The sequence below is a fragment of the Streptomyces sp. NPDC089424 genome, from assembly GCF_044749345.1.
Taxonomy (GTDB): domain Bacteria; phylum Actinomycetota; class Actinomycetes; order Streptomycetales; family Streptomycetaceae; genus Streptomyces.
The window spans coordinates 131,412-143,589 of the sequence record NZ_JBIVHU010000009.1 but is presented as its reverse complement, the minus strand read 5'-3'; the positions used below and the strand labels follow the sequence as shown (position 1 = coordinate 143,589).

The window sequence follows — 12,178 nt, the reverse complement described above, 5'->3', positions numbered from 1 at the left end:
GCCGGTCAGAGTCCGCTACATCCGCTACACCGCTACAGCCCAGCTCAGAGCCCCTGAATCTGTAGCGGCACCGAAGCGTGTAGCGGCTACGCCCACCACCCCGTAGCGCATGCGTAGCCGCTACATGCCACCCCTCCGCTACAAAAACACCCCCGCTGACCTGCGATGTAGCGGCGTAGCGGATGTAGCGGACTTCCCAGAAGGGGGCCAAGAGCCCCACCACCACACTTCGCCAAGGAGTCGCACCGTGGCACGCCCCCAGATGCTCAAGCTCCCCGAAGTCCTCAGCGAGATCGGCATGAGCCGCGCCGCCTTCTACCGCATGCGCGCCCGTGGGCAGGCGCCGCGACTCGTGAAGCTGCCCAACGGTCACCTGCGGGTCCGCCGCAATGACCTGGACGACTGGCTCAGCAACTTGGACTCCCCCGCCTACTGATCGCACCGCGAGACCAAACCACCCACGGGGCCCGGCTCATGCCGGGCCCCGTTCGTAGGAAGGCCCCCGATGGGGAAAACGTACGACGTTCGAATCTGGTCCGTCCGGCAGCGGAAGGACCGTGGACAGACCTCCGCTGAACTGCGCTGGAAGACAGGTGAGACTCCGCACTCTCAGACGTTCCGCACCAAGACGCTGGCAGAGGGGCGACGCGCTGAGTTGCTGCGGGCAGCACACGCCGGTGAGCCCTTCGACGAGTCCACCGGGGTACCGCTCTCTGAGCTGCGAAAGCGCAATGACGTGAGCTGGTACCAGCACGCCCGCGAGTACATCGAGATGAAGTGGCAGCACTCCCCCGGCTCGACTCGCCGGACGCTCGCGGAAGCCATGGCCACCGCGACGCCGGCTCTCGTCAAGGACACCAAGGGCATGGCCGACGCCACGACCGTTCGGACGGCCCTCTACAGCTGGGCGTTCAACGTGAGCCGCCGCGACCAGGACCCGCCCGACGAGGTGGCCGCCGTGCTCGCGTGGTTCGAGCGGAAGTCTCTGCCCACATCCGCGCTGGCCGACCGTATGCAGGTACGCGCCGCCCTGGACGCGCTGACCAAGAAGCTGGACGGCACCACGGCGGCGGCGTCGACCATCCGCCGGAAGCGAGCCATCTTTCACAACGCACTCGGCTACGCCGTTGACGCCGGCCGCCTGACGGACAACCCCCTGCCACAGGTGCAGTGGAAGGCTCCGGAGCAGGTGGCTGAGGAACTGGACCCCGCTTCAGTGCCAGATCCCCGGCAAGCTCTCGCCCTGCTCGATGCTGTGCGTACGCAGAGCCCCCGCGGACGACGCCTGGTCGCGTTCTTCGGCTGCATGTACTACGCGGCGGCGCGGCCAGCGGAAGTCATCGGTCTCCGGCTCCAGGACTGCGACCTGCCCCGCCGGGGATGGGGCACCCTGCGATTGCGGGAGACCCGTCCCCGCTCGGGGTCAGCCTGGACGGACAGCGGCGAAGCGCACGACCGGCGCGGGCTCAAGCATCGGCCCCGGAAAGCGGTCCGCACCGTGCCAATCCCGCCCGATCTCGTGAACCTGCTGCGCTGGCACGTCATGGCGTACAGCGTCGCCCCGGACGGGCGGCTGTTCCGGACGCAACGCGGCGGGCTCATCCAGGACACGGGATACGGCGAGGTGTGGGCGGAAGCCCGCGCGCGTGCTCTCACGCCGGCTCAGTGCACGTCGATGCTCGCTAAGCGTCCATATGATCTCCGCCACGCCGCCGTGTCCACGTGGCTCAGCTCTGGGGTGGAACCACAGGAGGTGGCCGCACGCGCCGGCCACAGCGTGGCCGTGCTGTTCCGGGTGTACGCGAAGTGCCTGGACGGCGGCGCCGCCACGGCGAACGCCCGAATCGAGCGGGCGCTGAAGAACGGCAGCTAGGAGCGCCTGAAGCTGCCCCACGCCTGCCCCACACGGACTGGTCAGCACCCGAATCAGGGTGAGACACACTGGGAAAAAGCACCCATAGAGACCATGTCGTGCCCGTGAACGCCGAATGGGTCTGCGATCAGCATTGCTGCTGGTCACAGACCCATTCGGTCTTGTGGCGGCGCCAGGATTCGAACCTGGGAAGGCTGAGCCGGCAGATTTACAGTCTGCTCCCTTTGGCCGCTCGGGCACACCGCCGGGGGGTGCTGCCGATCGAACCGCCTTTCGGCGGTGCTCGCTGGCAACGACGTAAACAATACCCGATACGGAGGGGTGCTTCGCCACCCGATTGATCGCCGCCCGGGGGACGGGGGGTGGCTAGTCTTGTCCGGATGCGGCCCCGTGTCCGAGGCGGGCCGGGTCGCCGCCGCGTGGGCCGCCACGCACCGATTCGCCCTCTGATACAAGGAGCCACACCACATGGCCGACTCCAGTTTCGACATCGTCTCGAAGGTCGAGCGGCAGGAGGTCGACAACGCCCTCAACCAGGCCGCCAAGGAGATCTCGCAGCGCTACGACTTCAAGGGCGTGGGCGCCTCGATCTCGTGGTCCGGCGACAAGATCCTGATGGAGGCGAACTCCGAGGACCGTGTGAAGGCCGTCCTCGACGTCTTCGAGTCCAAGCTGGTCAAGCGGGGCATCTCGCTGAAGTCCCTGGACGCGGGCGAGCCCCAGCTCTCGGGCAAGGAATACAAGATCTTCGCGTCGATCGAGGAGGGCATCTCCCAGGAGAACGCGAAGAAGGTCGCGAAGATCATCCGCGACGAGGGCCCCAAGGGCATCAAGGCCCAGGTCCAGGGCGAGGAGCTGCGCGTCACGTCCAAGAGCCGGGACGATCTGCAGGCCGTGATCGCCCTGCTGAAGGGCAAGGACTTCGACTTCGCGCTGCAGTTCGTGAACTACCGGTAACCACCGCGCCGCTTGCGGCCGATGAGCCGGTGAGCCGAGGTGGGGCGGGCGCCGATGATCCGGGGGCCCGCCCTTGCCGCGCCGGGAACGAGGCCAGCTCAGACCGGTGCTCGCCGGTGCCCGGCGCCCGTGCGCGCGCTCAGTCTCGCGAGTGGCCGAACATGATGCGGTAGGCGATCAGCAGGACCAGGGCGCCGCCTATCGCCGCCGCCCAGGTGGCGCCGTCGTAGAAGTCCTTGCTGATCGGGTGGTCCAGCCAGCGGGCCGATATCCAGCCGCCGAGGAAGGCCCCGGCGACGCCGATCACCGTCGTGCCGACGAGCCCGCCCGGGTCACGGCCCGGCAGGAGGATCTTGGCGATGGCTCCGGCCAGCAGGCCGAGGATGATCCAGGCGATGATGCTCATGCGGTGAACCTGCCCTTCCGTGCCGGCTCTCCACCGTCCGGGAGCTGTGATCTTGGCGATGCCCGCATCCGCACAGGGGGCAGGGCGCAGCCGGTCACGACGTCGGCGTCGGGGCCGTGCGTGTACGGAAGTCGGACCAGGGGGCGAGGTCCAGCCCCTCGTTCGTCTCCTCGTACCAGCCCGTGCCCTCGACCCAGGCGTGCAGCCAGGCGGTGAGGCTGGGGGCGTCCACGTACCAGGCGTGGTCGGCGTCGTCCGCGTTCGGTTCGAAGAGCAGCACGGGGGCGTGCGGGTCTCGGCAGTCCACGCACGCGTACATCGCGCAGCCCCAGTGCGATATCGGCAGGACGCCTTCGGGCCATGGCCACTCGGGGTCCTTGCGGCCGCTCTCGCGGTTGGCGAGGTACTGCACGACGGCGGCGGGCTCGCCGGCGGGTGGGCCGTCGAGCAGGGGCAGGAGACCGTACTCCGGGCCGAATCCGCCGTCCCCTATCCGTGCGTAGAGCTCGGCGAGCAGGGGTGGCAGGCGGAAGCCGAGCGCGGCCTCGGCGCGGGTCACCGTGGCGGCGTCCACGGGCTCGGGAAGCGAAGTCCATCCCCACGGCCGGGTGTTACGGGCCTTGTCCGCCACCCGTGCCAGCAACTGCTCGATCTCGGTCATGGATTCATGATGCAAGGCGGCACTGACAACGGAGTCGGCCTGTGGACAACCCCGCGGTTGTGGACAGCGTGCCGGGAGGCCGGTGTCACCAGCCGGAGACGAAGGGCTGGTCCGTGGAGACGATGTCGCGGCCGAAGGGCAGCAGCGAGACGGGGATGAGTTTGAAGTTGGCGATGCCGAGCGGGATGCCGATGATCGTGACGCACAGCGCGATGCCGGTGACGATGTGGGCGAGGGCCAGCCACCAGCCCGCGAGGACCAGCCACAGGACGTTGCCGACGCACGAGGGGGCTCCCGCGTCGCGGCGCTCCACCGTCGTGTACCCGAAGGGCCACAGGGCGTAGACGCCGATGCGGAACGCGGCGATGCCGAACGGGATGCCGATGATCGTGATGCACAGCAGCACGCCCGCCAGCAGATAGCCGAGGAACAGCCAGAAGCCGCTCAGGACGAGCCATATGACGTTGAGGATGGTCTTCATGGGCGGCGACCTGCCATCTGCTCGAGGCGAGCGATGCGCTCGGCCATGGGCGGGTGCGTGGAGAACATCTTGGACAGACCCTGTCCCGGGCGGAACGGGTTGGCGATCATCATGTGGCTCGCCGTCTCGATCCGGGGCTCGGGGGGCAGCGGAAGCTGCTTGGTGCCGGCCTCCAGCTTGCGCAGCGCGCCGGCGAGGGCGAGCGGGTCGCCGGTGAGCTGGGCGCCGGAGGCGTCGGCCTCGTACTCACGGGAGCGGCTGATGGCCAGCTGGATGAGGGTGGCCGCCAGGGGCCCCAGGATCATGATCAGCAGCATGCCGAGGAGCCCTGGGCCGTCGTCGTCGTCCGAGCGGCCGATCGGGATCAGCCAGGCGAAATTGACCAGGAACATGATCACGGAGGCGAGGGCGCCGGCGACCGACGAGATGAGGATGTCGCGGTTGTAGACATGGCTCAGTTCGTGGCCGATGACGCCGCGCAGCTCACGCTCGTCCAGGATGCGCAGGATGCCCTCCGTGCAGCACACCGCCGCGTTGCGCGGGTTGCGGCCGGTCGCGAAGGCGTTCGGCGCCTCCGTCGGGGAGATGTACAGACGGGGCATGGGCTGGCGGGCCTGTGTGGAGAGGTCGCGGACCATGCGGTACAGGGCCGGGGCCTCGAACTCGCTGACCGGGCGGGCGCGCATCGCGCGCAGGGCCAGCTTGTCGCTGTTCCAGTAGGCGTACGCGTTCGTACCCAGGGCGATCAGGACGGCGACGACGAGGCCGACGCGCCCGAAGAAGCTGCCGATGAGGATGATGAGTGCCGACAGTCCCCCGAGGAGTACTGCCGTCCTGAGCCCGTTGTGCCGGCGGTGCACGGTACGCCCTCCAAGTGGTGCAGCAGGGGAACCCTTTGCCAGTTGATCTCCGGTCCCGCTGGTGCCGTGGTGACACGTCCAGTGGACCCTCCCGATCTGGACAACGCGAGGCGAGGGCCGCCAGTTCCCTCGCGGGTGCGGCGGCGCGCGTCGGCCGTCCGGGTGAGGGCATCCCTCCGTGCGGGTGGCCTGCGAAAAGGCCTCGTGGAGCTAGAAGAGCCCCGTGTCGGCGAAGCGGAGGACCAGCTGCGGGGCGCCGGACAGACCGACGGCGAGGACGGCGGTCAGCGCGATCGCGGCCGTGAGGGGGGCCGGCACGAGATGCCTGGCGGGCTCTGTGGCGGGGGCGCGGAACAGCAGGGCGGCCCACTGGAGGTAGTAGTACAGGGCGATGACCACATTGACGGCCATCACCACGGCGAGCCAGCCGAGCCCCGCGTCGACGGCCGCGGAGAACACGGTGACCTTGGCGAACAGGCCGATGACGCCGGGCGGCAGTCCGGCGAGGCACAGCAGGAAGAAGGCCAGCAGCAGCGCGGTCACGGGGTTCGAGGCGTAAAGGCCGCGGTAGTCGCTGACGCGGTTGAGGGTCTTGGTGCGGCCCACCAGTGCGGCGACCGCGAAGGCGCCCAGGTTGACGGCGGCGTACATGAGGGCGTAGGCGACCGTGGAGCCGATCGAGTGCTCGGGGTCGCCGGAGTACGCGGCGGCGGCGATCGGCACCAGGAGATAGCCGGCCTGGCCGACGGAGGACCAGGCGAGCAGGCGGACCGCGCTGTACGCGCGCGTGCTGCGCTGCCGGAGGGCGCCGACGTTGCCGACGGTCATGGTGAGGGCGGCCAGGGCGGCGAGCGCGGGGCCCCAGACGTCGGCGTACGAGGGGAAGGCGACGACGGTCACGAGGATCAGCCCGGAGAAGCCGACGGCCTTGCCGACCACGGACAGATAGGCCGCGACCGGCAGCGGGGCGCCCACATAGGTGTCGGGCACCCAGAAGTGGAAGGGCACGGCGGCCGTCTTGAAGGCGAAGCCGACGAGGGTCAGGGCGACGCCGGTCTGCGCGAGGGTGTGCAGCTGTCCGTCGACGCCCTGGATGCGGTCGGCGATCTGGTGCAGATAGAGGGACCCGGTCGCGGCGTACACGAAGCTGATGCCCATGAGGCTGACGGCGGTCGCGGTGACCGACGACAGGAAGAACTTCAGGGCCGCCTCGGAGGACTTCCGGTCGCCGAGCCGGATGCCGACCAGGGCGAACGCCGGAAGCGAGGCGACCTCCAGGGCGACGATCAGCGTCGCGAGGTCGCGCGAGGCCGGCAGGAGGGCGGCGCCGGCCGCGGAGGAGAGCAGCAGGAACCAGAACTCCCCCTCGGGCAGTCCCCTGCGCGCGTCCTTGAGGGCGGTGACCGACAGCAGGGCGGCCAGGAGGGCGCCGCCGAGGACCAGGAACTGGATGACGAGCGTGAACGGGTCCGCCACGTAGCTGCACACGTCGGCGTCGCCGGTCAGGCAGAAGGTGGCGCGGTCGCCGTCCAGGAGCGGCAGCAGCAGCAGCGTGGACACGGCGAGCCCGGCCACGGACACCCACCCGAGGAGCGCCTTCCGGGCGTCGCCGACGAACAGGTCGGCGACCAGGACGCCGAGGGCGACCACGGCCGCGACGGTGGGCGGCGCGATGGCCGCCCAGTCGACGGACTGGACCAGGGACACGGCCGGTGACTGGGCCAGGGAGCTCATCGGGTGCCTCCTGAGAGGAGCTGCTGCACGGCCGGGTCGGTCAGGCCGAGGAGGACCTTCGGCCAGAGTCCGGCGACGACGGTGAGGGCGACCAGCGGGGTCCACGCCGCGTATTCGTACGTGTGGACGTCGGCGAGCCGGGACGCCTCCTGCGGCACGACGCCCATGCAGACCCTGCGGACCACGACGAGCAGGTACGCGGCGGTGAGCAGGGTGCCGAACGCGCCGATCGCCATGAAGGTGAGGAACGCCGGGCGGCTGAGGCCCGCGGCGGGCTGGAAGGCACCGAACAGCGCCAGCATCTCGCCCCAGAACCCGGCGAGACCGGGCAGCCCGAGGGAGGCGACGGCGGCGAAGGCGAGCAGGCCGCCGAAGCGCGGCGCCTTGGCGTACAGCGCGGCCCCGGTGCTGTCGGCGAGGGCGTCGAGGTCGGTGGTGCCCGTGCGGTCCTTCAACGCGCCGACCAGGAAGAACAGCAGGCCCGTGATCAGGCCGTGGGCGATGTTGGCGAACAGGGCGCCGTTCACACCGGTCGGGGTCATGGTGGCGATGCCGAGCAGGACGAAGCCCATGTGGCCGACGGAGGAGTAGGCGATCAGGCGCTTGAGGTCGCCCTTAGCGCCCTGCTTGGCGAGCGCGAGGCAGGCCAGCGACCCGTAGACGATCCCTACGACGGCGAAGGCGGCGAGGTAGGGGGCGAAGGTGCGGAATCCCTCCGGCGCCACCGGCAGCAGGATCCGGACGAATCCGTACGTACCCATCTTCAGCATGACGCCGGCCAGCAGGACCGAGCCGACGGTCGGGGCGGCGGTGTGGGCGTCGGGCAGCCAGCTGTGCAGCGGCCACATCGGCGTCTTGACCGCGAGCCCGATCCCGATCGCCAGAACGGCGATGACCTGCACGGATGTGGTCAGCGACCGGCCGTTGTCAGTGGCGAGTGCCACCATGTCGAATGTGCCCGCGGTGATTCCGATCAGCAGCAGGCCGAGCAGCATGACCACGGAACCGAGCAGCGTGTAGAGGATGAACTTCCAGGCGGCCTGCGCCCGGCCCTCGCCGCCCCAGCGGGCGATGAGGAAGTACATCGGGATCAGGACCGTCTCGAAGGCGAGGAAGAACAGCAGCAGGTCGAGGACGGCGAAGGTGGCGAGGGTGCCGGACTCCAGGACGAGCAGCAGGGCGACGAAGGCCTTCGGACCCGGTCCCGCAGGCATCTTGAAGTACGAGTAGAGCGCGCACAGGAAGGTCAGCAGCGCGGTCAGGACGACAAGGGGGAGGGAAATGCCGTCGACACCGAGGTGGATCCGCACGTCGAGCGCGGGGATCCAGCTGATGTCCGTGCCGGCCTGCATCGTCGAGGGCCGGTCGTGGTCGAAGCCGAGCGCCAGCACGATCGCGGCGAGCAGGACGACGCCGGTCACGGTGACGCCGTGCCGCAGCACCGCCTGCTGCGGCGACTTCCCCTTCAGTCCGGGCGGCGCCGGCAGCAGAGCGGCGACGGCACCGAGGAGCGGCCCGACGACGACGAACGCCAGGAGGAACTGCATCACGGACTCGTTGATATCGATCACGCCTGCTCACGCTCCCGTGGCGACGAGGACGACGGCGACCACCAGGACGACGGTGCCGGCGAGCAGCGCGCTCACATAGGTCTGCACGTTGCCGGTCTGGGCGCGCCGGACGGCGACCCCCAGCCAGCGGGGCAGGGCGCCCGCCCCGCGTACGTAGGTGTCGACGACCTCGCGGTCGAGGAACCGCACCAGAGCGGCGCCGCCCTGGACCGGGCGGACGAACAGCGCCGAGTAGACGGCGTCCAGGTGGAAGCCGGCGGCGGCGTGCCGGTGCAGCGGGCCCAGCAGCAGGCGCCCGGGATCCGCCGGGTCGGCGGCGTGAGCCACGTCGCCGTAGGCGGGTCCGTGGGTGGCGATGGCCTCGGCCTCGACCAGTCCGGCGTCGCCCTCCGGGTGGGCGGCGACCGCGCCGATCGGGACACGGGCGGTGCGGGCGCTGGTGTGGCGCCAGGCGGCATAGGTGACCAGGCCGCCGATCAGGGCCAGCCCCGTGCCCAGCACGGACGTGGTGAGGGTCGGGGTCAGCTCGCCGCCGTCGAACCAGCCGGGCAGCGACTGGTACGCCAGGCCGCCGAGGGCCAGGGACGGGGCGGCCAGCACCCAGAGCACCACGGTCATCGTCAGCGGCTGCCTGCCGTGGTCGGGCACCTCGGGCCCGCGTCCGCGGAAGGCCAGCAGCCACAGGCGCATGGCGTAGGCGGCGGTCAGCAGGGCCGTGAGCAGGCCTGCGACCAGGACGATCCACCCAGCGGCGCCGGGCACGTCCGGGGTGTGCCCGGTCGTGACGTGCTCGGCGGCGCCGAGGACGGCCTCCTTGGAGAAGAAGCCGCTGAAGGGCGGGATCGCGGCGAGCGCGAGGAGCGCGACGGTCATCGTCCAGTAGGCGTCGGGGACTCGGTCGCGCAGGCCGCCCATGCGGGACATGGCGGCCAGTGAGTTGGTGCCGGCGGCGTGGATGACCACGCCCGCCGCGAGGAACAGCAGCGCCTTGAAGGCGCCGTGGGACAGAAGGTGGAAGACGGCGGCGCCCCGGTCGGCGACGGCCAGCGCGCCGGTCATGTAGCCGAGCTGACCGATCGTCGAGTAGGCGAGGACACGTTTGATGTCGTCCTGGGCGAGCGCGGCGACGCCCGACCCGGCCATGGTGACGGCTGCCATCACGGCGAGGACGACCATCGCGGCCGCGGAGGCCTGGAAGACGGGGAGGAGCCGGGCGATGAAGTAGACACCGGCGGCGACCATCGTCGCGGCGTGGATCAGCGCGGAGACGGGGGTGGGGCCCGCCATCGCGTCGGGAAGCCAGGTGTGGAGCGGGAACTGGGCCGACTTGCCGGCCACGCCGGCCAGGAGCAGCAGGGCGATCGTCGTGGGGTGGTCGAGCCCGCCGTCCGCGACCGTCTTGAGCACCTGCGTGATGCGGAACGACCCGGCGTCGACGGCCAGCGCGAACAGGCCGATCAGGAAGGGGACGTCACCGAGCTTGGTGACCAGGAACGCCTTGATCGAGGCGGCGCGGGCCTCCGGGGTCTCCCAGTAGTGCCCGACCAGGAAGTAGGAGCAGATGCCCATGACTTCCCAGCCGACCAGCAGCACGATCAGGTCGCCCGAGTACACGACGAGGAGCATCGCGGAGGTGAACAGGGAGACGAGCGCGGCGTACGAGGGGTAGCGGGGGTCGTCCTGGAGGTAGCCGGTCGAGTAGATCTGCACGCAGAGCGCGACGAACACCACCAGGACGGCGACCAGGGCGGCGAAGCCGTCGATGTACAGGGCGAGTTCGATCGGGATCGAGCCGGTGGGCGTGAGCTCGGTGGCGGAGGTGACGGCCTCGTCGCCGCTCTGCCGTACGGCGACCAGCACGGCGAGCACGAGCGAGGCGAGCGTCGGCAGGACGGCGATCGGACGGACGAAGCCGGGGGCCGTGCGGCCGAGGAACAGCCCGGCGGCCGCGCCCAGGAACGGAAGGAGAGGAACGAGGTAGGCGAGGGTGGTCGTGGTCACGCGGTGGCCTCAGCCTTCTCGGCGTCCGGCCCGGCCGGGCCGGCCTCGCCGTCGGGTCCGTCGGTCTCGTGGCCCTCGGCGGTGTCGCGGAGCTTGTCGATGTCCGAGGTCCCGCGGTTGCGGTGGACGGCGAGGACGATCGCGAGGCCGATGCCGATCTCGGCGGCCGCGATGGCGATGGTGAACAGGGTCAGGGCCTGGCCGGAGTGCAGGGTCTCCTGGGCGGTCCTGCTGAGCCAGACGTCGAAGGCGACCAGGTTGAGGTTGACGGCGTTGAGCATCAGCTCGACCGACATGAGGACCAGGATCGCGTTGCGGCGGGCCAGGACGCCGTACAGGCCGGTGCAGAACAGGAGGGCGGAGAGCACGGCGGGATAGGCGAGGTGCATCAGCGGGCACCGCCCTTGTCGCTTCGGGTGCCGGGGACCGAGCGGCCGTCGGCGGCGGTGGTCGCCGCCGCGTCGGCCTTCGCCTTGCGCGACAGGACGATCGCGCCGACCAGCGCGGCGAGGAGGAGGACGGAGAGGGCCTCGAAGGGGAGGACCCAGTTCTGGAAGAGGGCCTTGCCGGTGACCTCGGTGGATCCGGCGGGGGCGCCGTCCAGGTCGATCCAGGTGGTGCGGAAGGCGTCGACGACCACCCAGACCAGGGCGACGGCCGAGGCGACGGCCACGGCGAGTGCGGCCCAGCGGTTGCCCGAGTCGGCGTCCGTGGAGCGGCCGATGGGGGCCCTGGTGAGCATCAGGCCGAAGAGGAGGAGGACGACGACGGACCCTACGTAGATCAGCACCTGCACCCAGGCGATGAACTCGGCGGTGAGCAGGAGGTATTCGACGGCGAGGCCGCCGAGGGTGACCACCAGCCACAGGGCGGCGTGCACCAGCTGCCGGGTGGTGACGGTGACGATCGCGGCGCCGAAGGTGACCACGCCGACGAGCAGGAAGGCGATTTCGACGCCGGTCGGGGAGAGGAATCCGTGCGAGGTGGCGGCGAGGTGTGCGTGGTGGGCCGCGGCCAGGGTCACGAGACTCCTCCCTGGGGGTCGGTGGGCTCGGCGGGCCCGGGCGGGGCCGCCTCGGCCTCGGCCGTCGCCGCCAGCTTCTCGGCGGTCTTGCGGGCGGCGGCGATCTCCTTCGGCTCCTCCGCGCCCGGGTCGAGGGCCGGCGGGGCGGGCACCGTCCACATCCACTCGCGGAGCTTGTCGCGCTCGTGGGTGAGGTCGCGGATGTCGGTCTCGGCGTACTCGAACTCCGGGGACCAGAACAGCGCGTCGAAAGGACAGACCTCGATGCAGATACCGCAGTACATGCACAGCGCGAAGTCGATCGCGAACCGGTCGAGGACGTTGCGGCTGCGCTCCCGGCCGCCGGGGGCGGCGGGCGGCACGGTCTCCTTGTGGGAGTCGATGTAGATGCACCAGTCCGGGCACTCCCGGGCGCACAGCATGCAGACCGTGCAGTTCTCCTCGAACAGGCCGATCACGCCGCGGGTACGGGGCGGGAGGTCGGGCTGGACGTCCGGGTACTGCTCGGTGACGGACTTCTTCGTCATCGTGCGCAGGGTGACGGCCAGGCCCTTGGCCAGACCGCTGCCGGGAAAACGGGACCGGGTGGGCGGGAGAGACTCGGCCATGG

The 12,178-nt window shown here is 70.5% G+C and carries 13 protein-coding genes and 1 tRNA gene; 3 read left to right on the top strand and 11 right to left on the bottom strand.

Features of this window, described 5'->3' with window-relative positions:
• Positions 1–247: 247 nt before the first annotated feature.
• The gene (locus ACIP2X_RS31620) at positions 248–436 is read left to right on the top strand and encodes a helix-turn-helix transcriptional regulator (protein WP_401679628.1); all 189 of its coding nucleotides are present in this window, start codon (positions 248–250) and stop codon (positions 434–436) included.
• 69 nt (positions 437–505) lie between these two features.
• Positions 506–1,873: a tyrosine-type recombinase/integrase gene (locus ACIP2X_RS31615; RefSeq protein ID WP_401679625.1), complete on the top strand. Its 1,368-nt coding sequence runs from the start codon at positions 506–508 to the stop codon at positions 1,871–1,873.
• Between the two features lie 164 nt (positions 1,874–2,037).
• Here ACIP2X_RS31615 and ACIP2X_RS31610 read toward each other — a convergent pair.
• Positions 2,038–2,119 (bottom strand) — tRNA-Tyr (locus ACIP2X_RS31610).
• A 222-nt stretch (positions 2,120–2,341) separates the two neighbouring features.
• On the opposite strand from ACIP2X_RS31610, the gene ACIP2X_RS31605 reads away from it, so the two are divergent.
• Entirely contained in the window at positions 2,342–2,830 is a 489-nt protein-coding gene (locus ACIP2X_RS31605) for a YajQ family cyclic di-GMP-binding protein (protein WP_401679622.1), read from the top strand.
• A 139-nt stretch (positions 2,831–2,969) separates the two neighbouring features.
• Here the strand turns inward: ACIP2X_RS31605 and ACIP2X_RS31600 are convergent, their stop codons facing one another.
• The 10 genes from ACIP2X_RS31600 to ACIP2X_RS31555 all read right to left on the bottom strand — a co-directional run bounded on the left by ACIP2X_RS31600 (position 2,970) and on the right by ACIP2X_RS31555 (position 12,176).
• Entirely contained in the window at positions 2,970–3,236 is a 267-nt protein-coding gene (locus ACIP2X_RS31600; protein WP_401679621.1) for a GlsB/YeaQ/YmgE family stress response membrane protein, read from the bottom strand.
• A gap of 94 nt (positions 3,237–3,330) precedes the next feature.
• On the bottom strand, positions 3,331–3,897 hold the full coding sequence (locus ACIP2X_RS31595; protein WP_401679618.1) for an SMI1/KNR4 family protein: 567 nt from the start codon (positions 3,895–3,897) through the stop codon (positions 3,331–3,333).
• An 85-nt stretch (positions 3,898–3,982) separates the two neighbouring features.
• Complete coding sequence (locus ACIP2X_RS31590) at positions 3,983–4,378, bottom strand: YccF domain-containing protein (protein ID WP_365453578.1); 396 nt, start codon at positions 4,376–4,378, stop codon at positions 3,983–3,985.
• A complete protein-coding gene (gene htpX, locus ACIP2X_RS31585; RefSeq protein ID WP_401679615.1) occupies positions 4,375–5,238 on the bottom strand; it encodes a zinc metalloprotease HtpX in 864 nt (287 codons plus the stop codon). The genes ACIP2X_RS31590 and htpX overlap by 4 nt, the downstream gene beginning before the upstream one ends.
• 210 nt (positions 5,239–5,448) lie before the next feature.
• Complete coding sequence (locus ACIP2X_RS31580; RefSeq protein ID WP_401679612.1) at positions 5,449–6,972, bottom strand: NADH-quinone oxidoreductase subunit N; 1,524 nt, start codon at positions 6,970–6,972, stop codon at positions 5,449–5,451.
• Positions 6,969–8,543, bottom strand: a complete 1,575-nt coding sequence (locus tag ACIP2X_RS31575) for a NuoM family protein (RefSeq protein ID WP_401679609.1) — start codon at positions 8,541–8,543, stop codon at positions 6,969–6,971. Before ACIP2X_RS31575 ends, ACIP2X_RS31580 begins: the two co-directional genes overlap by 4 nt.
• Positions 8,544–8,549: 6 nt before the next feature.
• Positions 8,550–10,544, bottom strand: coding sequence for an NADH-quinone oxidoreductase subunit L (locus ACIP2X_RS31570; RefSeq protein WP_401679606.1), 1,995 nt, complete (start codon positions 10,542–10,544; stop codon positions 8,550–8,552).
• Entirely contained in the window at positions 10,541–10,933 is a 393-nt protein-coding gene (gene nuoK / locus ACIP2X_RS31565; RefSeq protein ID WP_401679603.1) for an NADH-quinone oxidoreductase subunit NuoK, read from the bottom strand. Before nuoK ends, ACIP2X_RS31570 begins: the two co-directional genes overlap by 4 nt.
• Complete coding sequence (locus ACIP2X_RS31560) at positions 10,933–11,568, bottom strand: NADH-quinone oxidoreductase subunit J (protein WP_401679601.1); 636 nt, start codon at positions 11,566–11,568, stop codon at positions 10,933–10,935. The genes nuoK and ACIP2X_RS31560 overlap by 1 nt, the downstream gene beginning before the upstream one ends.
• On the bottom strand, positions 11,565–12,176 hold the full coding sequence (locus ACIP2X_RS31555) for a NuoI/complex I 23 kDa subunit family protein (RefSeq protein ID WP_401679599.1): 612 nt from the start codon (positions 12,174–12,176) through the stop codon (positions 11,565–11,567). The genes ACIP2X_RS31560 and ACIP2X_RS31555 overlap by 4 nt, the downstream gene beginning before the upstream one ends.
• Between the last annotated feature and the right edge of the window lie 2 nt (positions 12,177–12,178).

Excerpts from the sequence above, each read along its gene's own strand:
- ACIP2X_RS31615 (WP_401679625.1), top strand. The coding sequence starts at position 506 with ATGGGGAAAACGTACGACGTTCGAATCTGGTCCGTCCGGCAGCGGAAG.
- ACIP2X_RS31605 (WP_401679622.1), top strand. The coding sequence starts at position 2,342 with ATGGCCGACTCCAGTTTCGACATCGTCTCGAAGGTCGAGCGGCAGGAG.
- ACIP2X_RS31600 (WP_401679621.1), bottom strand. The coding sequence starts at position 3,236 with ATGAGCATCATCGCCTGGATCATCCTCGGCCTGCTGGCCGGAGCCATC.
- ACIP2X_RS31595 (WP_401679618.1), bottom strand. The coding sequence starts at position 3,897 with ATGACCGAGATCGAGCAGTTGCTGGCACGGGTGGCGGACAAGGCCCGT.
- ACIP2X_RS31590 (WP_365453578.1), bottom strand. The coding sequence starts at position 4,378 with ATGAAGACCATCCTCAACGTCATATGGCTCGTCCTGAGCGGCTTCTGG.
- ACIP2X_RS31580 (WP_401679612.1), bottom strand. The coding sequence starts at position 6,972 with ATGAGCTCCCTGGCCCAGTCACCGGCCGTGTCCCTGGTCCAGTCCGTC.
- nuoK (WP_401679603.1), bottom strand. The coding sequence starts at position 10,933 with ATGCACCTCGCCTATCCCGCCGTGCTCTCCGCCCTCCTGTTCTGCACC.
- ACIP2X_RS31555 (WP_401679599.1), bottom strand. The coding sequence starts at position 12,176 with ATGGCCGAGTCTCTCCCGCCCACCCGGTCCCGTTTTCCCGGCAGCGGT.